This is a genomic window from Moraxella caviae, from assembly GCF_002014985.1.
Classification (GTDB): Bacteria; Pseudomonadota; Gammaproteobacteria; order Pseudomonadales; family Moraxellaceae; genus Moraxella; species Moraxella caviae.
The window spans coordinates 40,547-62,940 of sequence record NZ_MUXU01000049.1 but is presented as its reverse complement, the minus strand read 5'-3'; the positions used below and the strand labels follow the sequence as shown (position 1 = coordinate 62,940).

19 protein-coding genes are annotated in these 22,394 nt (G+C 48.1%); all 19 read left to right on the top strand.

Going from position 1 to position 22,394, the window contains the following annotated elements:
* Positions 1-105: 105 nt before the first annotated feature.
* Positions 106-1,467 carry a 3-oxoacyl-ACP reductase gene (locus B0181_RS08225; RefSeq protein ID WP_078277026.1) on the top strand — a complete coding sequence of 454 codons (1,362 nt, stop codon included), beginning with the start codon at positions 106-108 and terminating at the stop codon, positions 1,465-1,467.
* A 48-nt stretch (positions 1,468-1,515) separates the two neighbouring features.
* Positions 1,516-2,409: a MaoC family dehydratase gene (locus tag B0181_RS08220; protein WP_078277025.1), complete on the top strand. Its 894-nt coding sequence runs from the start codon at positions 1,516-1,518 to the stop codon at positions 2,407-2,409.
* Positions 2,410-2,792: 383 nt separating this feature from the next.
* Positions 2,793-4,061 carry a serine hydrolase domain-containing protein gene (locus B0181_RS08215; protein WP_242620135.1) on the top strand — a complete coding sequence of 423 codons (1,269 nt, stop codon included), beginning with the start codon at positions 2,793-2,795 and terminating at the stop codon, positions 4,059-4,061.
* A 131-nt stretch (positions 4,062-4,192) separates the two neighbouring features.
* Positions 4,193-4,708 (top strand): hypoxanthine phosphoribosyltransferase, encoded by a 516-nt coding sequence (hpt, locus tag B0181_RS08210; protein ID WP_078277023.1) that lies wholly within the window; start codon positions 4,193-4,195, stop codon positions 4,706-4,708.
* 406 nt (positions 4,709-5,114) lie between these two features.
* Positions 5,115-6,476, top strand: coding sequence for a phosphoglucosamine mutase (gene glmM / locus B0181_RS08205; RefSeq protein WP_078277022.1), 1,362 nt, complete (start codon positions 5,115-5,117; stop codon positions 6,474-6,476).
* A gap of 570 nt (positions 6,477-7,046) precedes the next feature.
* Entirely contained in the window at positions 7,047-7,721 is a 675-nt protein-coding gene (lolA, locus tag B0181_RS08195) for an outer membrane lipoprotein periplasmic chaperone LolA (RefSeq protein ID WP_078277020.1), read from the top strand.
* A gap of 391 nt (positions 7,722-8,112) precedes the next feature.
* Positions 8,113-8,748 (top strand): NADH-quinone oxidoreductase subunit A, encoded by a 636-nt coding sequence (ndhC, locus tag B0181_RS08190; protein ID WP_078277019.1) that lies wholly within the window; start codon positions 8,113-8,115, stop codon positions 8,746-8,748.
* 240 nt (positions 8,749-8,988) lie between these two features.
* Positions 8,989-9,657 (top strand): NADH-quinone oxidoreductase subunit B, encoded by a 669-nt coding sequence (locus B0181_RS08185; protein WP_078277018.1) that lies wholly within the window; start codon positions 8,989-8,991, stop codon positions 9,655-9,657.
* Between the two features lie 54 nt (positions 9,658-9,711).
* Complete coding sequence (locus tag B0181_RS08180) at positions 9,712-10,107, top strand: GFA family protein (protein WP_078277017.1); 396 nt, start codon at positions 9,712-9,714, stop codon at positions 10,105-10,107.
* A gap of 170 nt (positions 10,108-10,277) precedes the next feature.
* Positions 10,278-12,026, top strand: coding sequence for an NADH-quinone oxidoreductase subunit C/D (nuoC, locus tag B0181_RS08175; protein WP_078277016.1), 1,749 nt, complete (start codon positions 10,278-10,280; stop codon positions 12,024-12,026).
* Positions 12,027-12,206: 180 nt separating this feature from the next.
* A complete protein-coding gene (locus B0181_RS08170) occupies positions 12,207-12,851 on the top strand; it encodes a LysE family translocator (protein WP_078277015.1) in 645 nt (214 codons plus the stop codon).
* Positions 12,852-13,053: 202 nt separating this feature from the next.
* Positions 13,054-13,563 carry an NADH-quinone oxidoreductase subunit NuoE gene (gene nuoE / locus B0181_RS08165; protein ID WP_078277014.1) on the top strand — a complete coding sequence of 170 codons (510 nt, stop codon included), beginning with the start codon at positions 13,054-13,056 and terminating at the stop codon, positions 13,561-13,563.
* A 5-nt stretch (positions 13,564-13,568) separates the two neighbouring features.
* A complete protein-coding gene (gene nuoF / locus B0181_RS08160) occupies positions 13,569-14,975 on the top strand; it encodes an NADH-quinone oxidoreductase subunit NuoF (protein WP_371829204.1) in 1,407 nt (468 codons plus the stop codon).
* Positions 14,975-17,926: an NADH-quinone oxidoreductase subunit NuoG gene (nuoG, locus tag B0181_RS08155; RefSeq protein WP_078277012.1), complete on the top strand. Its 2,952-nt coding sequence runs from the start codon at positions 14,975-14,977 to the stop codon at positions 17,924-17,926. Before nuoF ends, nuoG begins: the two co-directional genes overlap by 1 nt.
* Complete coding sequence (gene nuoH, locus B0181_RS08150) at positions 17,926-18,957, top strand: NADH-quinone oxidoreductase subunit NuoH (protein ID WP_078277011.1); 1,032 nt, start codon at positions 17,926-17,928, stop codon at positions 18,955-18,957. The genes nuoG and nuoH overlap by 1 nt, the downstream gene beginning before the upstream one ends.
* A gap of 3 nt (positions 18,958-18,960) precedes the next feature.
* Positions 18,961-19,509 (top strand): NADH-quinone oxidoreductase subunit NuoI, encoded by a 549-nt coding sequence (gene nuoI, locus B0181_RS08145; RefSeq protein WP_078277010.1) that lies wholly within the window; start codon positions 18,961-18,963, stop codon positions 19,507-19,509.
* A complete protein-coding gene (gene nuoJ, locus B0181_RS08140; RefSeq protein WP_078277009.1) occupies positions 19,506-20,126 on the top strand; it encodes an NADH-quinone oxidoreductase subunit J in 621 nt (206 codons plus the stop codon). The genes nuoI and nuoJ overlap by 4 nt, the downstream gene beginning before the upstream one ends.
* Before the next feature lie 65 nt (positions 20,127-20,191).
* Positions 20,192-20,518 carry an NADH-quinone oxidoreductase subunit NuoK gene (gene nuoK, locus B0181_RS08135; protein WP_172462146.1) on the top strand — a complete coding sequence of 109 codons (327 nt, stop codon included), beginning with the start codon at positions 20,192-20,194 and terminating at the stop codon, positions 20,516-20,518.
* A gap of 3 nt (positions 20,519-20,521) precedes the next feature.
* A complete protein-coding gene (gene nuoL, locus B0181_RS08130; protein WP_078277008.1) occupies positions 20,522-22,393 on the top strand; it encodes an NADH-quinone oxidoreductase subunit L in 1,872 nt (623 codons plus the stop codon).
* Position 22,394: the final 1 nt, after the last annotated feature.

Here is a 22,394-nt window from a genome sequence, read left to right as displayed (position 1 = left end):
GAAAAAACTTGCGCAAAACTTATGTAATAACTTGTGCAAAAACTGCGAAAGTGGTGCAAATTGGGCGCACAATTTACCGTAAAATCATTTTAAAAGGGAGTGATTATGAGCGATCGTTATGGCGAATTGGTGCAATCACCGCTGGGGCGTAAAGTTGCCAAAAATCTTGGCTTGCCAATGCCGACTCGGCTTGACAGATACCAAGCAGGGCAGCCTGTATTGCGTGGTGAAGTGGCGTTTGGCACAAGCTATCAAGACAGCGCACCAAGCCAAGCGGTGCTAGAGATTTTGCAAAATTTAGACGCAAAAATCACCACGCTTGACACGTTGGCGGCACGTTTGGCGGACGACAGCGCACGCTTTAAAGTGGCGATTTTTGACGCAAGCAGCATTACTGATACGGACGGTTTGCGCTTGGTGTATGAATTTTTCCATCAAATCGCTCGCCGCATCAAGCCATCTGGGCGCATCATCATCATCGCACGCCCCGAAGCGGATACGGGCAGTGATGTTGGCTTTGCGCTGGCGCAGCGTGCGGTGCTGGGTTTTGCCAAATCCATCGCCAAAGAATTTAAAAAAGGCATCAGCGCCAATGTGCTGTATGTACAAACTGGCGCAGAGCCGCACCTAGACCACGCCTTGCGCTTTTTTATGTCGGCAAAATCTGCCTATGTGTCAGGTCAGCCGATTTATCTGACAAAAGGCGCAACGCTACAAACAGACGCTCAGCTTGACGATAAAAAACCACTACAAGGCAAAAAAATCCTAGTAACAGGCGCAAGCCGTGGCATTGGTGAAGCGGTGGCAGGCGTGCTGGCAAGAGACGGTGCATTGGTGTATTGTCTTGATGTGCCAGCCAATTTGAGCGATTTACAAAAAGTGGCAGGTAATTTGGGCGGTCAGGCTTTGCCGCTTGACATCACCGCACCAGACGCAGCCGAGCAAATCGCCAAGGCGTGCGGAGTGCTTGATGGCGTGGTGCATAATGCAGGCGTAACGCGTGATAAGACGCTTGCCAACATGAGCGAAGCGCAGTGGGATTTGGTGATGAATATCAACCTAAAAGCCATCGCTGATTTAAATGCTTATTTCATCGCTGAAAATGTGCTGGCGGACAGTGCGCGCATTGTATGCGTGTCTAGCATTTCTGGCATCGCTGGCAACGTGGGGCAGGCGAATTATGCCATGAGTAAGGCTGGCGTGATTGGGCTGGTGCAAGCGACTGCCAAGCTGTTTGACGGCTCAAATCGCACCATCAATGCCGTAGCGCCGGGATTTATTGAAACCAAAATGACAGGCGCCATTCCGTTTGCCATTCGTGAAGCAGGGCGACGCATGAACTCGATGAGCCAAGGCGGTGAGCCTGTGGACGTGGCAGAGACGATTTCGTGGCTGCTTGCGCCAAATGCGTCTGGACTAAATGGCAATGTGGTGCGTGTCTGCGGTCAGAGCATTTTGGGTGCGTGATTTTTAACTGATTGTTTTTATTGAATAAAATCTTACTAAAGGATTGTCATGGCAGATTTAACTTTTCAAGAATTGCCAAAAATTCACACCACTTATGCCAATGTCATTAAAAGTCTTTTACCGCATGGTGATAAGCGTGCAACGAGTTTGCCAAATTCGGTGTATGCGGTGGAAAAATTGGCGATTGACCAAGGTAATTTGCAAGAATACCGCAAAATTTGTGGTTTTATTGACGATGGGCGTGTGCCTGCCACTTATTATGCGGTGCTGTCGCAGACCTTGCAGATGAACATGATGGCAAAAGAAGAGTTTCCTTTTGCCATGCTGGGCTTGGTGCATGTGGAAAATAGCGTAACGCAATACCGCCCTGTGTTTGACACGGAGACGGTGGCGATGACGGTGCGCCTTGACAATCTGCGTGAGCATGACAAGGGGCAGCAGTTTGATTTTATCACGGACGTGCGTGTGGGCGATGAACTGGTGTGGCAGGGCGTTTCCACTTATTTGTCTCGCCAAAAAAAGCGCAAAGAAGAGCGTAGCCAACAGACGGACAAACCAACTGATAAGGCGAGCTTGCCTGTGTTTTTGGACGCAAGTTTTAGTCAGCCGATGACGGTGAGCGAAGACATTGGGCGGCGTTATGCCTTTATTTCTGGTGATTTTAATTTGATTCACTTGCACGCGTTATCCGCCAGAGCCTTTGGTTTTCCTAAGGCGATTGCGCATGGTATGTGGTCAAAAGCAAGAAGTTTGGCGCATTTTCAGGATTTGCCACGCGCGTACCGAGTGGACGTGTCGTTTAAATTGCCGATTTTTTTGCCGTCTGATGTGGAGCTGGTGGCGAATGAAGTGGCGGACGGTCAAGAATTTGCCGTGTACGCCCAAACGCCAGACAAACCACGCAGCAAGCCGCACTTATTTGGCAAAATCACTTATTTATAAAGCGGTGAAATTTGCCAAATAAAAGACAAGTCAAAAAGACGAGTGAAAATCGCTCGTCTTTTGTTTTTATTAACGGTTGTTTTTATTGACGGCTATTTTGGTGATGGGCGTTTTGCTAAAATGGCTTGATTGGATTGCTAGGCTGCGTACAAATTTAAAACATTGAAGCGCACATTGTATTTTGGCGTGTTTTTGTTTTACAATAGGCGGATTTATACGGATTGCTGTGCGTGGCGGGATTGGTATTTTTTAGAGCTTTGATAAGTTTAAAGCAAATAAAAACCATCAAATTTTTTAACTCATATCCGCACAAGCAGCGAAAAACTTTCTTTTTTGAAAACTTAACGATAAATTTCACAATAACCAAATTTACAAAGAGAACGATGATGACAGCTTGGCAAACTTTGACAGACGCACTCACGCCTTTGCAATTTCAAGATTCACCTGCTGGCGGTGCGCTGATGGTGTGGCACGATGGCGATGTGGTGGTGGATACAGCGGTGGGCTGTGCGCTGCCCGAGACGGCTTGGCATACACGCACTTTGTCGGTGAATTTTTCTATCGGCAAAGGCGTGATGGCAACGCTGATTGCGGTACTGGTGTCGCGCGGATTGCTCAAGTATGACGCACCGATTGCCGATGTGTGGCCGCAGTTTGCCGCCAATGGCAAGCAAAATATCACGCTAAGAGATGTTTTGACCCACAGTGCAGGGCTGTTTAATATCACGACTTTAACCAAAGAAACGGCGGATTTGATTGATTGGCAAATCATGCTGGATAAAGTGGCAAACATGGCGGCTGACACGCCAAAAGGGCAAGATGATGAGCGGTATGCCAGTGCGTACAGTGCGCTGGTGTCTGGCTGGATTTTGGGCGGTGTGGTTGAGCGTGCGACTGGCTTGCCGCTGCAAGAAGCGCTGGAGCAATATTTGGCTGTGCCGCTTGGCGTGGCAGGCGAGCTGTACTATGGCGTGCCAGCGGATAAACTTGCGCAAATCGCCAAACCTGTGCGTTACTTTAGCCAAGATGCGTCAGCGGTACGCAGAAAACCTGTGCTAAAACCTGATACGCCAGAGATTTTGGCGGTGCTGAACGACACACCAGCGGCGCAGATTTGGCAGTCGGCATTGGCAGGCGCGCCCATCGGCACAGCCAGCGTGAATAAGCTGTATTTTGACACATCGGCAATGAATTTGGTGAATTATAAAAATGCGCTCATGCCAAACGGCCGTGATGGCGTGGAATATCACAGCGATGAAGTGCTGCAAGCCAAAATTCCTGCGGCAAATGGCGTATCGTCTGCACGCGCGCTGATGACGCTGTACGCCATGCACGCAGCTGGCGGTGTGTGGCAGGGGCAAACCTTGATTACACCAGAAGTGCTGGCTGATATGCGTAAGGTGCAAATTGACGGTATGGATGCGGTCATGCCTGCCAATATGTGCTGGCGCAGCGGTTTTCATCGTTTGTTCACTGTGCAAAATGCGCCAACTGCGTACGGGCATATGGGCTATAATGGTTCGGTGGCGTTTTGCGACCCTGAGCGTAAATTGGCGTTTGCCTTCATTCATAATTTTGACACCACGATGCTTAATGACGTGCGCCAGTTTGCGCTGTCTGAATTGGCGCTAAAAATCGCTGACGAGCTGTGATGAGCTGACGGTGATTAAGAGCTGTGATGGGTGAGTGATGATGTGTTTTAAGGTTGCCAAAAGGGCGGTTTTACCTTAAAATAATCGGCTTATTTTTGATATTTTGTGAGATTGCCATGAGCGAAACTACCATGAACGTGATGATTTCTGCCGAAGAAATCGCCCAAAAAGTTGCCGAACTTGGCGCACAAATCACCGCGCATTATAAAGACAGCGGCCGTGATTTGGTGCTGATTGGTCTTTTGCGTGGTTCGGTGATTTTCATGGCGGATTTATGCCGTGCGATTGACCGTGCGCATGAGCTGGATTTTATGACGGTGTCAAGCTACGGCTCAGGCACGACTTCCAGCGGTGATGTGCGCATTTTGAAGGATTTGGACGGTGAAATTCGTGGTAAAGACGTGCTGGTGGTGGAAGACATCATTGATTCTGGTGCAACGCTTGCCAAAGTGCTGGATATGCTGCGTACCCGTGAGCCAAATTCTATCGAGCTTTGTACTTTGGTGAGTAAGCCATCACGCCGCAAAGTGGACGTGGACGTGCGCTTTATGGGCTTTGAAGTGGAAGACCGCTTTATCGTGGGTTATGGCTTGGATTATGACCAAAAATACCGCCATTTGCCGTTTATTGGTGAGATTGGTCTGTAAATTTGAGCGCATCAAAAAGAGAGCCAGAAAGTTTCGGCTCTCTTTTTTGTTGGGTGGGATTTGTGTGGTGGTTAATTCGTGAGTTGGTCTTGTGAATTGGTAGATGTGTAAGTTGGGTTAAGTATGGCGAAAACCCAACAAATTCAGGCGCTTATCTTATAAGTCAAAACCAAATTGACAAGCTGGTAAAACCCAATCATAAACCAGCTTGCAAATTAAGCAAAATCCACCAAATATTTCACCTGCAAGCAACGTATCATCAAAGTAATTTGACACAAAAGCAACATTATCACGCCATCAAATTGTGCTATAATTCGTGTGCAAAAACGTTTACAAACATTATGGTTATAAACGTTATAAATATTACTTTGGTACGATACGCATTGACAAGCAAAAGGAAAAACGCATGAGCTACTTTGGTACTGATGGCACTCGTGGGCAATTTGGCACGTTCCCAATCACGCCTGATTTTTTGTTGCGCTTAGGTTTTGGTGCTGGGCGTGTACTGGCAGCACAAAATAAAAAACAAACTCGCAAGCCAAGCGTGCTGATTGGCAAGGACACGCGCCTGTCTGGCTATGTGATTGAAGCGGCATTACAGGCAGGCTTTAACGCCGCTGGCGTGGACGTGTATATGCTGGGTTCTTTGCCAACGCCTGCGATTGCGCATTTGGTGAAAAGTTTCCATGCGGATATGGGTGTGGTGATTTCTGCGTCGCATAATCCATACCAAGACAATGGCGTGAAATTTTTCTCGCACGAAGGCAAAAAAATCTCTGACGAATTACAAGACGCCATCAATGTAGAGCTGGACGCTTTGGTAGGTAATACAGACGCACGCCTATCACGCTTGGCGGACATCAAGGCGCACGCCATCGGCAAAAGCTACCGTGTGGACGACGCCAAAGGCCGCTACATTGAATATTGTAAAGGCAGCTTTCCTTACCATCTAAGCCTTGACCACCTAAAAATCGTGGTGGACTGTGCTAATGGCGCAGGTTATAGTGTTGCGCCGCGTGTGCTGCGTGAGCTTGGCGCAAATGTCATCGCCATTCATAATACGCCAGACGGCATTAACATCAACGAAAACTGCGGCTCAACGCACCCAGAAACGCTACAAAAAGCCGTGCTGGAGCATGGGGCGCACGTTGGTTTGGCGCTGGACGGTGATGGCGATCGCATCATCATGGTGGACGAAAAAGGCGTGATTGTAGATGGTGATGCGATTTTGTATGCGCTTGCCAAGCACCTAAAACCTGCTGGCGTGGTGGGTACGCTGATGAGTAATGTGGCACTGGAAATCGCCTTGAAAAAAGATGGCGTGGGTTTTCATCGTGCCAAAGTGGGCGACCGCTACGTCATGCAAGACCTTGAAGCCAAAGGCTGGACGGTGGGCGGCGAGCCATCGGGGCATATTTTGTGCCTAGATAAGAGCCGTACGGGCGATGCGATTGTGGCAGGTTTGCAAGTGTTGATGTGCATGGCGGAGACTGGCAAGCCGCTATCTGAGCTAATTAGTGGCTACACGCCATACCCACAAACGCTGATTAACGTGCGCCTATCACAAATGAGTGATCCGTACGACAGCCCTGAGCTGGTAGAAATCTTTAAGCAGGCGGAAAATGAGCTTGCTGATAAAGGGCGTTTATTGATTCGCAAATCTGGCACTGAGCCTGTGATTCGTGTGATGGTGGAGTGCGAAGACGCTGCGCTGTGCCAATCGCTTGCTGAGCGCATTGCTGATGATGTGCGCCGCGTGCTTGCTTGATTTTAAATGCTTACGAACCACCGCAAACTTTGGCGGTGGTTTTGTTTTGTGCTGATGATGTCAAGCGATTTGGCAGCATGATTGGCTGATTTGGTGGCTGATTTACCAGATTATTCGCCAAGATTTACCAGATTGCCTGCCAAGATTTGATGGATTATTTGCCAAGATTTAGCGAATTATTTGCCAAAATCAGACGTGGTTTTTAATTTTTGCTGTATTTTGTGGTTTGGCGGTGTTGCAAATTTTGCTAACGAATTTTGCTAACCGTGGCGATTTACCGCTGATTTGCAATATTTAGTTACATTTGCCACGTTGTGCAAAGATTTTCGCTGCGCTGTAACATTTTAGTGGCATCGGTTGCAAATCATCAGTAGATTGTAAGATAAAAAACTGGCAAAATGCGCTCAAGTTAAACGGTTTTAGGAAAAAAATTAAAAAACGCAAATAAATGCGCTTTAAAACCGTAAAACTGATTGTAAAATTACCATTCACATTAAATGGTTTGTGCGCTTGATGGTTTATGCTTTTATAAGCCTAAAGCCGCAAACATAATTCGTCAAGGAGATAACCATGACAACACAACGTTCAACTTTTAAAGCTGTGGCATTGCGCACCGTACTTGGCGTGGCGAGCGCCGCTGCCGTCATCGCACCAATGGCATACAGCACGGTGGCACAAGCTGCGCCAGCCAGCACGCAAGTGGCGACAAAAAATCTAAATAAGCTGCTGAGCAACACCAAATCTATGTCGGCAAATTTTAGCCAAACTACCAAAGCAGGCGGCAAAACCACCAAATTCAGCGGTTCTATGGCGGTGGCACGCCCAAATCAATTCCGCTGGGAAAGTAAATCGCCAGCCGAGCAGTTGATTGTGGCAAATGGCAACACGCTGTGGATTTATGACAAAGATTTGGCGCAAGCAACCAAGCAATCTGTGAGCAATCAAGTGGGCGATACGCCAGCGCTGCTGCTGTCTGGCGACCCTAAGCAAATTGAGCGCAATTTTAACATCAGCCAACCAGATGCAGGCAAAAACTACTATGTGCTGACCCCAAAATCTAGTAACGCCGCCTTTAAAAACCTGTCCATCAGCTTTAATGGCGGCAAGCCTGTGATGATGGTGTTAAATGACAACATTGGTCAAACCACGTCAATTCGCTTTAGCGGCATTGAGATGAACAAAAAAATCTCTGCGTCAAAATTTAGCTTCACGCCGCCAGCAGGCACAGACGTGATTGAGCAATAATTATTGCCCAAAATAACTGACTTTATTCATAAGTGAGGGCGATTTGCCTTCAAAGCCAAAACCCAGCAAGTTTATCATCATAAACAAGCTGGGTTTTGTTTTTTTTGAGTGGTTGGCAAGGCGGTTTGGTTTTCATTCAAACTGATAAGAAAATTAAGAAATATGCCAAAAAGTTATCAATCGGCAGCAAATTTTACAAAGCGGTTTATCAAGCCTTAAAAAAGCGCAGCGCTTGGCGCATACAAAAACGGCGCGCAATATCACTAAACATAAAATTTTACACAAAAGCACGACAAAATCCGCAAAAATCAATCTTGCGGCACTTGCAAAAAGTAAAAATGTGCTATAATAGCAAGATTAAGCGCACAACAGCCAAATCATACGAGGGATTATGTCAGCCAATTTGTCAGCCGCTTTATACTTGCTTGCCGCCTTAGGTTTGGTGGTGTTCATGCTTACCGTACCACGCTTGTTAGGTGGGCGCTCAAGCGGTTCGCAAAAGCAAGAAAACTTTGAAGCTGGGGTGGTGTCGGCAGGTTCGGCGCGCATTCGTTTGTCCGCTAAGTTTTATTTGGTGGCGATTTTCTTTGTGATTTTTGACCTTGAGGCGCTGTATTTGTACGCTTATTCGGTGAGCGTGCGTGAAGTGAGCTGGTTTGGCTTTATTGCAGCGGCGATTTTTATTGCCATTTTATTTGTGGGCTTGGTTTACGAAATGCGCCTTGGGGCGATGAATTGGGCGCCTGCCGACAAACGCAAGAAAAAAGCACGCATTTATACCAAGCCTGCCGATTTTGATTTGGCGAGTATCACTGCATTCACCACGATTGATGATTTGCACACCGACCCAACAGGCAAAGTTCCCGCCCAATCATCAGGACGCATCAACGTATCAAACGATGTTGCCAAAAACCAAGCGCACATGGCAAACATCGACCACATCAACAGCACAGGACGTGTTACCACGCGCGATTTTCAGGACGAATCTTATGACAACACCAAAAACCTAAACAAAACCAACAGGTGAAAATGATAAAAAACGTTACGGCTGCCGCTGTGGCGTTTTTTGTGTTTTTGTCGGTTGGTTTTGTTTGCATTCCATGATTGTAAACACAGACAAAGTTTCACTTTTAGCCATGCCTTGACATCAGTAGTTTTATTCATGATTAAAGCGATGTTTGGGCAAGTGATTGAAAAATTTAGTAAAAATTTAAAAAACCAAATCATACAAGCCGTTAAAACCATTTAATTGATAACCAATACAGCCATGAAATACACACTTACCAAAGCCGATCAAAGCGCAAGCCAATACCCACACCAAACTCGCCAAGTGATTGACGACATCACCCAAGCCGAAGTTGAAAAAAACGTCTTTTTGGGGCGACTTGACAACCTTGTCCACGCCGCCGCCAACTGGGGGCGAAAAAATTCGCTGTGGCCGTTTAACTTCGGCACAAGTTGTTGTTATGTGGAGTACGCCACGACTTTGACGGCGGTGCATGACTTGTCTCGCTTTGGGGCGGAAGTGATTCGTGCGTCTCCCCGTCAGGCGGACGTGATGATTGTGGCGGGGACGTGCTTTGTGAAGATGGCACCTGTCATTTTGCGTCTGTACGAACAAATGCTAGAACCCAAATGGGTCATCAGCATGGGGGCGTGTGCCAACTCGGGCGGTATGTACGATATTTATTCGGTGGTGCAGGGCGTGGACAAGATTTTGCCTGTGGACGTGTATATTCCGGGGTGTCCGCCACGCCCCGAAGCGGTGATTCAGGCGTTGATGCTCCTACAAGAATCCATCACCCACGAACGCCGTCCGCTTGGCATTCATCTTGACCAAGGCATTTATCAGCCAATTATGACCGCTGAGCGAGACCGTAAAAATGCCGAACGTATTGCGGTGCAGAATTTGCGTAGTCCTGATGATGCGTTTTGATCTTTATATTAAATGTTAATTAAAAGATTAATACAATATGGTTTAAGGGGAAATATGAAAGGTCAATGTTTATGTAAAGCCGTTACCATTGAAACAGCGGATAATCAAGAATTGCACGCTTGCCATTGCAATAATTGCCGTACTTGGGGCGGTTCAGCAGGGTTTACAACGATGGTACAAGGCATCAAAACCGACAATGCTGATAATATTGCCAGTTTTCAATTAGTGGAATGGGGAACTCGCAATTTTTGTAAAACGTGTGGCACGCATTTGTATTTTCATCAATTAGGCACGGACAATTATTATCTGTCAGCAGGATTATTTGATGATGTGAAATTTGAATTAAAATCACAAATTTTTATTGATAAAAAGGCGTGTTATTATGAGCTTGCCAATGATACACCAAAATTAACCGAAGCTGAATTTATTGCGATGGTAACGGGGCAATAATTGTATTTGATTAAAGGTAAGGTGCTTAATAAAAGCACTTTACCATCTTAATAAAATCTTAATAAAATAATGATTAAAATGTTTAAAAATGTATTTTTATCAGAATAAATTTTTAAACATTTTATCACGCAATCATCATAAGATGACAACCATCTGATAAGTTGGAAGCTATGAGTATTCATCACAATCACGATTTTACGATTTTAGAAATCCTAAGCCAAAAAAACCACGCCTTCACCGAACAAAAAACGGCTGATGGCATTCCGACCATTTGGGTGTCTCGTGCCGATGTGCTGGACGTGCTTTTGACCTTGCGGACGTTGCCACAGCCGTTTGTGATGCTTGTGGATTTATCTGCCATGGACGAGCGTTTGCGTAAGCACCGTTATGGCTTACCTGACAGCGATTTTACGGTGTTTTATCATTTGATGAGCCTTGAGCGAAATTCGGACATTCGTGTGAAAGTGGCACTAAAAGAAGGCGAAAGCATACCGTCCGCCACCAAGATTTACCCAAATGCCAACTGGTATGAGCGTGAAGTGTGGGATATGTTTGGCGTGGTGTTTGACGGGCATCCGCATTTGACACGCATTTTGCTCCCTAAATACTGGGAAGGGCATCCGCTGCGCAAAGAATACCACGCGCGCGCCACCGAATTTACGCCATATTTTCTAAATGCCGCCAAGCAAGAATTTGAGCAGGAAAACTTACGTTTCGTGCCAGAAGAATGGGGTATGAAGCGTTCTGGGCGTGATGAAGATTTTATGTTTCTAAACATCGGCCCCAACCACCCATCAGCGCACGGGGCGTTTCGTTTGGTGTTGCAGCTTGATGGTGAAGAAATCATTGACTGTATTCCTGACATTGGCTATCACCACCGCGGCGCAGAGAAAATGGCGGAGCGTCAGACGTGGCATTCGTTCATTCCTTATACCGACCGCATTGACTATCTGGGCGGCGTGATGAATGAGCTGCCTTATATCATGGCGGTGGAAAAGTTGGCTGGCATTACCGTGCCAGACAGAGCGAACACCATTCGCATCATGATGAGCGAGTTTTTCCGCATTACTAATAACCTTTTGTATTGGGGAACGTTTATCCAAGACGCTGGCGGCATGACCCCTGTATTTTATATGTTTGCCGACCGCCAAAAGGCGTATGACGTGATTGAAGCGGTAACGGGTTATCGTATGCACCCTGCATGGTTCCGCATTGGCGGTACGGCACACGATTTGCCAAATGGCTGGGAAAAATTGGTGCGAGATTTCCTTGACTGGATGCCAAAACGCATTGATGAATATTATAAAGCCACGATGACCAACACCGTGCTAAAAGGACGCACGCAAAATGTCGCCCAATATGACGCACGCCATGCGCTTGCGTGGGGCGTAACTGGGGCGGGACTTCGTGCCACGGGCATTGATTTTGATTTGCGTAAGGCGCGTCCGTATTTGGGCTATGAAAACTTTGATTTTGAAGTGCCAGTGTTTTATAACGGCGATGCCTACGACCGTTGTTTGGTGAAAATTGAAGAAATTCGCCAGTCTTTGCGTATCATTGAGCAGTGTTTAAATAATATGCCGTCAGGTGCGTACAAGGCAGAACATCCGCTTGCCGTGCCACCACCAAAAGATAAAACCTTGCATGACATTGAGACTTTGATTAACCACTTCGTCTCAGTCTCGTGGGGGCCTGTCATGCCAGCAGGCGAGAGTGCGTGCATGGTGGAGGGCGTAAAAGGGTTGAACAGCTATTATGTAACTTCCGATAAATCTACCATGAGTTATCGTACACGCATTCGCACGCCAACTTTTGCGCACTTGCAACAAATGCCATCGGTGATTAACGGCTCTTTGGTGTCGGACGCGATTATTTATTTGGCGAGTATTGATATTGTGATGGCGGATTGTGATCGTTAAAGGTGTCTTTTTTGATTGCAGGGTGTAGGTTGGGCTAAGCTTGCAAAACCCAACGTTTGAAATAGAGGTTTTTTTGCAAGTCGTTGAGTTGCGTTAACCCCAACCTGACTTACAAGCCATCAACTTAGCTTATGAGCGATAAACCCAGCCAATAACCCAAAAAACGATGGAAAACATGGCATGAACTACCCCTTAATTTTCGCCTACATCACCACCATCGTGCTGTTTTTGGGAACGCCCGGCCCTGTTACAGTGATGGTGGCGAACACTGCCAGTCGGCATGGCTTTGTGGCAGGGTTTTTGACGGTGGCAGGCACAAACGCCGCTTCACTGGCGCTGATTGGCACATCGTTTTTGGTGATACAAGGCTTATTTGCGCTAAGCGAAACGTGGCTTTTGTATTTGACGCTATTTGGTTTGCTGTATTTGGCGTATTTTGCCGTGCAGATTTTAAAAGACAGCATTGATTTAAACGCCTTAAAAGCACAAGACACGCCAAAACCTGCCGCCAAACACGCCATCGCCCACTTCAAAAACGGCTTTTTGGTGGGTATCAGCAACCCAAAAGACGTGCTGTTTTTCATCGCATTTTTTCCTGCGTTTTTGGGTGTGGCGGACAGTCTGACGCTTGCCATGCTGATTTTGGTGGTAATTTGGGTGATTTTAGATTATGGCATTTTAAGCCTATACAGCTACGCCTTTTCTAAAATGACCAACGCCAAACTGGTCAATGCAGCGAGTAAATTATCAGGCGTGATTTTATTGTTGGTGGCGGTGTATGGCGTTTATAAAACCGTTTTGGAATTGATGGGTGGGTTGAGCTAAGCGAAAAGCCGACATTGACAGTAATCGCCTTAAAAAACGTTGGGTTGCGCTTTGCTAACCCAACTTACGAATTAAACCAATTTATAAAATAACCCAATTTTTAAATCAACAAATTTCTAAAATAAGCAAACTCACCGTTTTCTTATTTTAGAAATTGATAAAAACAACCAGCAGTCGCAAGTTACAAACACATGGTAACATTATGAAAATCCTAACCGACAAAACCCCCAAAGTGGACGTACACGCCATTTTGACCGCAGACGAAATCGCAGGCATTAACGAATACATTCATCATTATCCGCAAGCAAGGGCTGCCGTGCTTGACGCATTAAAACTCGTACAAAAACGCAACGGCTGGGTGGACGATGCTCAAGTATCCGCCATCGCTTGTATGCTTGGCATTCCTGTGGCAGACGTGGAAGGCGTGGCGACATTTTTTAACCGCATTTACCGCCAAAAAGTCGGTCGTCATGTGATTTTGATTTGCGACAGCATCGCCTGCTATCTGAACGGCTACGAAGCACTGGCGGACAGCTTTAAACGTGAGCTTGGCATTGAATTTGGGCAAACTACGGCAGACGGACGCTTTACGCTGCTGCCGATTTGTTGTCTTGGTAATTGCGACAAAGGGGCGAGCGTTTTGATTGATGAAGACACTTACGGCCCTGTTACGCCGCATGAAGTGCCAGAGTTATTGGAGCAATACGCATGAACAAAATGAGTGTACAAGAGCAAATCACCGCTCGTAAAAACGGACTTGCTCCCAGCCAGCTAAACCGCCAGCGTGTGCCGATTTGGGGCGTGGGTTTGGCAGAAGGGCAAGCGCCCACGCATAAAACACACCCTTTGACGTGGCGACTGTTTCATCATGATGCGGTGCTAAAACTGGCGGATTATTTGGCGTTAAAGGGCTTTGATGGGCTAAAAATCGCCCTGTCTAAGACACCAAAAGAAGTGGGCGAGATGATTAAGGCTGCCAACGTGCGTGGGCGTGGCGGCGCTGGTTTTAACGCAGGGCTAAAATGGACGTTCATGACACCGCCTGATGGTGGCGTGCGTTATTTGGTGTGTAATGCCGATGAAATGGAGCCGGGGACGTTCAAAGACCGCTTGCTCATGGAGCGTTTGCCGTTTCAGCTGATTGAAGGTATGCTGATTTCTGCTTATGCCATTGGCGCAAGTGCTGGCTACATTTTTATCCGTGGCGAGTACATTTTGGCTGCCGAACGCTTGCAAAACGCCATTGACGAGCTGCTTGCCAATAATTTGCTTGGCGATAATATTTTGGGAACGGATTTTAGCTTTGATTTGCACGTTCACACAGGCGCAGGGCGCTATATTTGTGGTGAAGAGACGGCACTGATTAACTGCCTAGAAGGTCGCCGTGCCAACCCACGCACCAAGCCACCATTTCCGCAGGTTTCTGGTGCGTGGGGTCGCCCAACGGTGGTGAATAACGTAGAAACGCTGAACAATATGTCAGCGATTATGATTAACGGTGTGGATTGGTATTTGGATTTGCCAAAAGCTAAGGGCAAGAGCGAAACGCCCGGCACCAAAATCATGGGCGTGTCTGGGCGTGTCAAGGACGCAGGGCTGTGGGAAGTGCCGTTTGGCTATACCGCGCGTGAGCTGATTGAGCTGGCTGGCGGTATGCAAGACGGCTTGACGCTAAAAGCGTGGCTGCCGGGTGGTGCCAGTACCGATTTTCTCACCGCAAGCGATGAACACCTTGATTTGGTGATGGATTTTGACCCAATTATGAAAGCAGGCTCACGACTTGGGACGTGTCTGATGATGGTGGTGGACGAAACTCAAGACATGGTGAGCTTATCCAAAAATTTACAGCAATTTTTTCAGCGTGAAAGCTGTGGTTGGTGTACGCCCTGCCGTGATGGCTTGCCGTGGGGCGTAAAAATTTTAGACGCAATAGACAACGGCAATGGGCAAGATGGCGACATTGACAAGCTGTCTGAGCTGACGCGCGATTTGTGGATTGGCAAGACTTTTTGTGCGCACGCACCGGGGGCGATGGAGCCTTTGATGAGTGCGATTAAGTATTTCCGCCCTGAATTTGAAGCCAAAATCAGCCAAAACAGCAACCAAACTAAGGGAGATGCGTGATGGCAACCATTCATATAGACGGCAAAAGCTATGAAGTTGATGGCTCGGACAATCTGCTTGCCGCTTGTTTGTCGCTGGGCATTGATGTGCCGTATTTTTGTTATCACCCTGCACTGGGTTCGGTGGGTTCGTGCCGCCAATGTGCCGTCAAGCAGTACATGAGCGAAGAAGATTATAAGGCAGGGCGTGGTCGGCTGGTGATGAGCTGTATGGTTGCACCAACCAATGATATGTACATTTCGGTGGACGATGACGAAGCACGAGATTTTCGTAAGCGCATCGTTGAGTACATCATGACCAACCACCCGCACGATTGCCCAACTTGCGAAGAAGGCGGACATTGCCACTTGCAAGACATGACTTATATGTCAGGACATCGCACGCGCCGTTATCGCTTTGTCAAGCGCACGCACCATAATCAAGACTTAGGCGAGTTCATCAACCACGAAATGAACCGCTGTATCGCTTGCTATCGCTGCGTGCGTTTTTATAAAGACTATGCAGGCGGCAGTGATTTTGGCGTGTATGCGTCTAATAACCGTGTGTATTTTGGGCGTGAAACGGACGGACAATTACAAAGCGAATTTAGCGGCAACTTGACCGAAGTTTGCCCAACAGGCGTGTTCACCGACAAAACCCACTCCGACCGCTACAACCGCAAATGGGATATGCAGTACGCGCCAAGCATTTGCCATGGCTGTTCGGTGGGCTGCAGTATCTCAGCAGGCGAGCGCTATGGTGAGCTGCGCCGCATTGAAAACCGCTATAATCCTGACGTGAACGGCTATTTTATTTGCGACCGTGGACGTTTTGGTTATGGCTACGTCAATCGTGCCGATCGTCCTGTGCGTGCTTATGAAAATTTGCCAACGGGCAAAAAAGATTGGGACGCAAGCGGTGCGCTTGATGAGATTTTACGCACGATTAAAGATAAAAAAGTCATCGGCATTGGTTCGGCAATGGCAAGTCTTGAAAGTAATTTTGCCTTGCAAGAATTGGTCGGTGCGGATAATTTTGCCGTAGAGAGTAATCATCATGCCGATTTGGTGGCAAAGGCGGTGAATGTGCTGCGCTCTGAGAGCGTGCATAATGTATCGCTTGCCCAAATTGAAAATGCGGACGCGGTGCTGGTTTTGGGCGAAGACATCACGCAGACGGCTGCGCGCGTGGCGTTGTCTGTGCGTCAAGCTGCCAAAAATAAAGCCAAGCAAATGGCGACAGCGCTGCGCACCGAGCATTGGCTTGCCGAACCCGTCAAGCGCATTGGGCAAGAAAATTACAGCCCGATTTATGTGGTAGATGTGGTGGACACCAAACTCACCGACATCGCCAAAACCGCCGCCGTGGCAAGCATTGAAGACATTGCACGGCTTGGCTTTTTGGTGGGTGAGACCATCGCACAGATGGGTGCGGATTTGACAAGACCGCACTTTGATGGCGATGACGAGATGGGCGAGCTTGCCTATGCCATCGCCAAAGATTTGTTGGCGGCGGATAAGCCTTTGATTGTCTCTGGTACTTCGCTTGGTTCAAAAGCGGTGCTAGAAGCGGTGGGCTTTATCAGCCAAGAGCTTGCCAAAAAACGTGCCAATCACGCTGCGCTTGAAAAAGTGCGCATTGATGAGCATAACGCAAACCTTGCCGAAGACGCAAAACCGCTTGCTTATAATGATGAGTATGCGCTGTGTGCAGGCGTGTATTTGGCATTGCCTGCAGCAAATAGCGTGGGTGTGCATTTGTTGGGCGCAAAATCGCTTGAAACGGTGCTTGCCAGTGAGTTTGATGTGGCGTTTGTACTTGAGCAGGATTTGGCGAATTTGCCTGTGTATTTACAAGACAAACTGTATCAAAAAACGCTTATCGCCCTTGACCATCAGCATTATGCGTGGCATGACAAGGCGCGCTTTGTGCTGCCTGTGGGTTCATTTGCTGAAAGCGATGGCACGCTTGTGTCAGCCGAAGGGCGAGCAGGGCGTTATTTTGCGGCATATGACAAAAAATACTACGAGCCAAGCAGCGAGCTAAAAGACGCATGGCGTTGGCTGTATGCCATCTTGGGCAATGGCAGCACAGACGTGCATTTTGATGATGTGGTGGCGGATTTAGCGCAGGCGCACCCAGAATTGCAAGGCATTTTGGCGGTCAGTCCAGAAGCGGATTATCGTGTGGCGGGGCTAAAAATCGCCAGAAGTCCACGCCGCTCATCAGGGCGAACGTCCATGCGTGCCAAGATTTCTATCCACGAACCCATGCAGCCTAAGGATTTAGACACACCGCTTACTTTTTCTATGGAAGGCTATGTGGGCGATAAGGTTAATAGCGCCAATATTCCATTTGCGTGGAGCGCAGGCTGGAACTCACCACAGGCGTGGAATAAACTTCAAGACAAAGTGGGCGGCCGCTTAAAAGGCGGTGAGGTGGGCGTACGTTTGTTTGATGATTTGCCAAAATTACAAACGCAGTACGCATCGCAGCGCACCCAAATCCAAGACCCTGTCAATACCAGCATTTTTGGGCATACCATTCGCCTTGTGCCGGTGCATCGCTTATTTGGAGCGGACGCACTGAGCAGCCGCGCGCCTGTGGTGCAGCCGCGCATTGACACCGTCAGCTGGCTGGTTGCGCCTGAATATTTGGAAAAATGGCAAATCAAAGAAGGTGATTTGCTTACGGTTTCTGGGGCGTTTGGTGAATTTGTCTTGCCAGTGGCGGCGTACGAGCCATTGCCTGATGGCTGCGTGGGCTATTTGGCAGGGCAAGTGCCGCTTGTGCCGTCTTTGCCTTATGTCGTCAAAAAAGTAACCGATGCAGCGGTGTATCGTCCTGCCCATGTGGTAAGCATGGACGGCTTGACAACAAAAGCCAATCCGCTGTTTAGCCCTCAAGTTTACAGCCCCAAAACTTTAAACACCAACGAAACTTCCCCTAAACAACCTGTGGAGCGTGTCTGATGAGTGTGCGTATTATTCCTGATGTGCCTGCATTTTTGGGTGGACTGTCTTTTGAATGGTGGTCGGTGCTGTATTTGGTGGCGCAGACGCTGGTGATTTTTTTGGGCGTGGTGCTGACTGCTGCCCTAATGATTGTCTACGAAAGACGTATGCTGGCGCTGTGGCAAGACCGCTACGGCCCAAACCGTGTGGGCTGGCAAGGCTCATTGCAGCTTGTGGCAGATATGCTAAAAATCTTCTTTAAAGAAGACTGGACGCCAAATTTTGCCGACAAAAAAATCTTTGTACTTGCGCCTGCCATCGCCATGTTTACCGCTTTGGCAAGTTTTGCGGTGATTCCGCTGTCGCCAAATTTATATGTGGCGGATTGGGACATTGGCATTTTGTTTTTCTTTGCCATGGCAGGGCTTGCGGTGTATGCGGTGATGTTTGGCGGCTGGGCTTCTGCCAATAAATTTTCACTGCTGGGCGCGCTGCGTTCATCGGCACAAACCATCAGCTACGAAGTGTTTTTAGGCTTATCGCTCATGGGTGTGGTGGCGATGGCAGGTTCGTTTAATTTGCGTGAGATTGTCGAAGCGCAGGCGACCGTCTGGAACGTGATTCCGCAGTTTTTTGGCTTTTTGACGTTTGTGGTGGCAGGCGTGGCGGTAACGCACAGACATCCGTTTGACCAGCCAGAAGCCGAACAAGAGCTTGCCGAAGGTTATCATGTGGAATATTCAGGCATGAAATTTGGTATGTTTTTCATTGGTGAATACGTCAATGTGATTGTGATTTCTGCCTTGATGACTTGCCTGTTTTTTGGTGGTTGGTTGGCACCGTTTAATCTTGACATTCCGTTTGTACCGCCTGTTTTTTGGTTTTTAATCAAGACCTTGTTTTTTATGACGCTGTTTGTTTTGGCGCGTGGTTCGCTCATGCGTCCACGTTATGACCAAGTGATGAACTTTGGTTGGAAAGTGTGTTTGCCTGTAACTTTGGTGAACTTGCTTGTTACGGCTTTTGTGATTTTGTTTTTACAGGGATAAAAAATGTTTGCAACCTTAAAAAATACCGCCGTGGGCATTTTTACCATCGCACGCAGTATGTGGATGGTAAATAGCCATGCCACGCGCAAAAGAGACACGATTTTATACCCAGAACAACCTGTGCCAGTACCGCCACGTTTTCGTGGGCGCATTGTGCTGACGCGCGACCCTGACGGTGATGAACGCTGCGTGGCGTGCAACCTTTGTGCGGTGGCGTGTCCTGTGGGCTGTATCAGCTTACAAAAGGGCGAGCGTGAAGACGGGCGCTGGTATCCTGAATTTTTCCGTATCAATTTTAGCCGCTGTGTGTTTTGTGGCATGTGCGAAGAAGCCTGCCCAACCACCGCCATTCAGCTGACCCCTGATTTTGAGCTGGGAGAGTACGATCGCCAAAATTTGGTGTACGAAAAAGAACATCTGCTCATCAGTGGCACAGGCAAATACCCTGATTATAACTATTATCGCATCACAGGCATGGCAACCGATGGCAAGCCTAAAGGTTCGCACGAGCGTGAAGATACGCCAGTTGATGTAAGGAGTTTGTTGCCATGATGTCGTTATTTGCAAATCCTGAGAGTATTGGCTTTTATGCGCTGGCGTTGGTTGCGATTTGGGCGAGCCTGCGCACGGTTACGCAGGCAAACCCAGTACACGCCATATTGTCGCTCATCACCAGTCTTTTGGCGGTGGCAGGGATTTTCTTTATCATCGGTGCGCCTTTTGCTGGCGTGCTTGAGATTATCGTCTATGCAGGGGCGATTTTGGTGCTGTTTGTGTTTGTGATTATGATGTTAAATTTAGGCACGGACACCACCGAAGAAAAATCTTGGCTGACGGCAAGCGCATGGGCGACGCCATGCTGTCTTTTGCTTATCGTGGCGGCGGTGTTGATTGGTTTTATCGTAGGTTCGGACACTTATGCCACCTTGCCTGATCGCAGCATTGGCGTAAAAGCTGTGGGTACGCAGCTGTTTACGCAGTATGTGCTGCTTGTGGAAGTGGCGGCGTTTTTGCTGCTTGGGGCGTTGGTGGCGGCGTATCATCTGGGCAAAAAAGCGCTTGATGATGAGAATTTTAGCCATTATCAAGACAGCAAAGACGGCATGAATGCGCCAAACCATCAGCCAGACGCGCCTGTGTTTAGCGATTCTCACAAAGGGGGTGTGTGATGGCAAATTTGCACCATGATATTTTGACCAATGCGTCTGCACAAGTGGGGCAGGCGGGCGCGCAGATGACAGGTCAGCTGACTTCGCTGGGCATTCCTGCTGCGCACGCTTTGACGCTTGCTGCCATCTTATTTGTGATTGGGCTTGTGGGCGTGATGGCAAGACGCAACGTGCTATTTATGCTCATGAGTCTTGAGATTATGATGAACGCAGCGGCACTCGCCTTTGTGATTGGCGGCAGTCTGTGGGGCGTGCCTGATGGGCAGATTATGTTTATTTTTATTTTGACATTGGCGGCGGCAGAAGCGGCGATTGGTCTTGCGATTTTGCTCCAATTTTACCACCGCTTTAGAAATCTTGATGTCAATCAAGCCAATCGACTCAAAGGATAGAAGATGAACCTGATAATTTTTACGTTTATTTGTCCGTTGATTGGATTTTTGCTGCTGGCAACCTTGCGAGACAAGCTGTCTGAAAAGGCAGCCGCCATCATTGGTGTGGGCAGTATGCTGCTGTCAGCAGTGGCAGCCGCCATCGCCTCAAAGGCTTATTTGAGTAATCACGCTGGCGAGCTTGTGCATATCAATCTGTGGACGTGGCTTAAAGTGGGCGAGTTTGCGCCAAATTTTGGTTTGGCGTTTGATGGCTTGACGCTGACGATGACAGGCATTATTACAGGCGTGGGCTTTTTGATTCACTTGTTTGCGTCTTGGTATATGCGTGGTGAAGCAGGTTTTGCACGCTTTTTTAGCTATCTAAATCTGTTTGTGGCGAGTATGCTTTTGCTGGTGCAGGCGGATAATTTGCTGCTTTTGTACCTTGGCTGGGAAGGCGTGGGCATTTGCTCGTATTTGTTGATTGGTTTTTATTATCAAAACCGTGCCAACGGACGCGCTGCCATCAAGGCATTTACCGTAACGCGTGTAGGCGATGTGTTTTTGGCGATTGGGCTGTTTTTGCTGTTCCGTGAATTTGGCACGCTAAACATCAGCGAGATTAACGCACGTTTGCCAGAAGTATTTAGCCTAAATAATCCAACCGCTGTGCTAAGCGCCATGATGCTGGTGGCGGGCGCGTGGGGTAAATCAGCGCAAATTCCGTTGCACACTTGGCTTGCCGATGCAATGGCAGGGCCTACGCCAGTATCGGCATTGATTCACGCCGCCACGATGGTAACGGCTGGCGTGTATTTGATTGCGCGCATGTATCCTTTGTTTGAGCTGACGCCAAGCGTGCTGGTGTATTGGGTGGGTGGCGTTGGTGCGCTGTCTATGCTGGTGGCAGGATTTTGCGCATTGGCACAAACCGACATCAAGCGTGTGCTTGCCTATTCCACCATGAGCCAGCTGGGCTATATGTTCATTGCGCTGGGCGTGGGCGGCTGGCAGTTGGCGATTTTCCATTTGATGACGCACGCATTTTTTAAAGCCTTGCTGTTCTTGGCGTCTGGTGCGGTGATTATTTCTGTGCATCATGAGCAAAATATCCTAAAAATGGGCGGACTTTATAAGAAAATTCCGCTGGTGTTCGCCTGCTTTGTGGTAGGTGGCGGTGCCTTGGTGGCATTGCCGTTCGTAACGGTGGGTTTTTATTCCAAAGAAGCGATTTTGTGGGAAAGTTATGCCGCTGGCTTTATGACGCTGTTTTGGGCTGGCGTGGTGGGCGCGTTCATTACGTCTGTTTATACTTTTCGCTTGATTTGGCTGACCTTTTTTGGCGAAGAAAAAACCCATGCCGAAAAACTTTCTGGCGTGTCTTATTGGCTGCCTTTGGTGGTGCTTTTGGTGCTGTCAACGGGCGTTGGCGCGCTCATCACACCGCCTTTAGATGGCGTATTGCCACTTGGCGCAGGTCAATTATTAGAGCTTGCAGGCAATGCCGAAGCCAAGCACACGGCAGAGTACATCGCCATGGCGTTTATGGCGGCAGGCTTGCTTGTGGGAATTTTCTTGTACGCCATCAATGGTGGCCGTTTGGTGGCAAGTTTCACCAACACCAAAGTGGGCGCAGCGATGACGCATTGGTGCCATCATGGGCTTGGCTTTGATGCTTTGTATGATTTTTTGTTCGTAAAACCGTTCATCATGCTGACAAAAGCGCTCAAAAAAGACCCTGTGGATTTACTCATGGGTGTGTTTGGGGTAGTTGCTTTGGCGGCAAATAAACTTTTTGCCAAGACGCAAACTGGGCTTTTGCGCACGCACGCCATCAGTTTTGGCGTGGGCTTGGCATTGATTTTAATCTTGGCAATGGTGATGGTGGGATAAG

Bases quoted from the DNA above. Each gene is read 5' to 3' on its own strand.
- nuoC (WP_078277016.1), top strand. From the start codon at position 10,278: ATGAGTATTCATCACAATCACGATTTTACGATTTTAGAAATCCTAAGC.
- ndhC (WP_078277019.1), top strand. From the start codon at position 8,113: ATGTCAGCCAATTTGTCAGCCGCTTTATACTTGCTTGCCGCCTTAGGT.
- nuoJ (WP_078277009.1), top strand. From the start codon at position 19,506: ATGATGTCGTTATTTGCAAATCCTGAGAGTATTGGCTTTTATGCGCTG.
- B0181_RS08180 (WP_078277017.1), top strand. From the start codon at position 9,712: ATGAAAGGTCAATGTTTATGTAAAGCCGTTACCATTGAAACAGCGGAT.
- B0181_RS08225 (WP_078277026.1), top strand. From the start codon at position 106: ATGAGCGATCGTTATGGCGAATTGGTGCAATCACCGCTGGGGCGTAAA.
- B0181_RS08185 (WP_078277018.1), top strand. From the start codon at position 8,989: ATGAAATACACACTTACCAAAGCCGATCAAAGCGCAAGCCAATACCCA.
- B0181_RS08170 (WP_078277015.1), top strand. From the start codon at position 12,207: ATGAACTACCCCTTAATTTTCGCCTACATCACCACCATCGTGCTGTTT.
- lolA (WP_078277020.1), top strand. From the start codon at position 7,047: ATGACAACACAACGTTCAACTTTTAAAGCTGTGGCATTGCGCACCGTA.
- B0181_RS08215 (WP_242620135.1), top strand. From the start codon at position 2,793: ATGATGACAGCTTGGCAAACTTTGACAGACGCACTCACGCCTTTGCAA.
- nuoH (WP_078277011.1), top strand. From the start codon at position 17,926: ATGAGTGTGCGTATTATTCCTGATGTGCCTGCATTTTTGGGTGGACTG.
- nuoL (WP_078277008.1), top strand. From the start codon at position 20,522: ATGAACCTGATAATTTTTACGTTTATTTGTCCGTTGATTGGATTTTTG.
- glmM (WP_078277022.1), top strand. From the start codon at position 5,115: ATGAGCTACTTTGGTACTGATGGCACTCGTGGGCAATTTGGCACGTTC.
- nuoF (WP_371829204.1), top strand. From the start codon at position 13,569: ATGAGTGTACAAGAGCAAATCACCGCTCGTAAAAACGGACTTGCTCCC.
- nuoK (WP_172462146.1), top strand. From the start codon at position 20,192: ATGACAGGTCAGCTGACTTCGCTGGGCATTCCTGCTGCGCACGCTTTG.
- nuoE (WP_078277014.1), top strand. From the start codon at position 13,054: ATGAAAATCCTAACCGACAAAACCCCCAAAGTGGACGTACACGCCATT.
- B0181_RS08220 (WP_078277025.1), top strand. From the start codon at position 1,516: ATGGCAGATTTAACTTTTCAAGAATTGCCAAAAATTCACACCACTTAT.
- hpt (WP_078277023.1), top strand. From the start codon at position 4,193: ATGAACGTGATGATTTCTGCCGAAGAAATCGCCCAAAAAGTTGCCGAA.
- nuoI (WP_078277010.1), top strand. From the start codon at position 18,961: ATGTTTGCAACCTTAAAAAATACCGCCGTGGGCATTTTTACCATCGCA.
- nuoG (WP_078277012.1), top strand. From the start codon at position 14,975: ATGGCAACCATTCATATAGACGGCAAAAGCTATGAAGTTGATGGCTCG.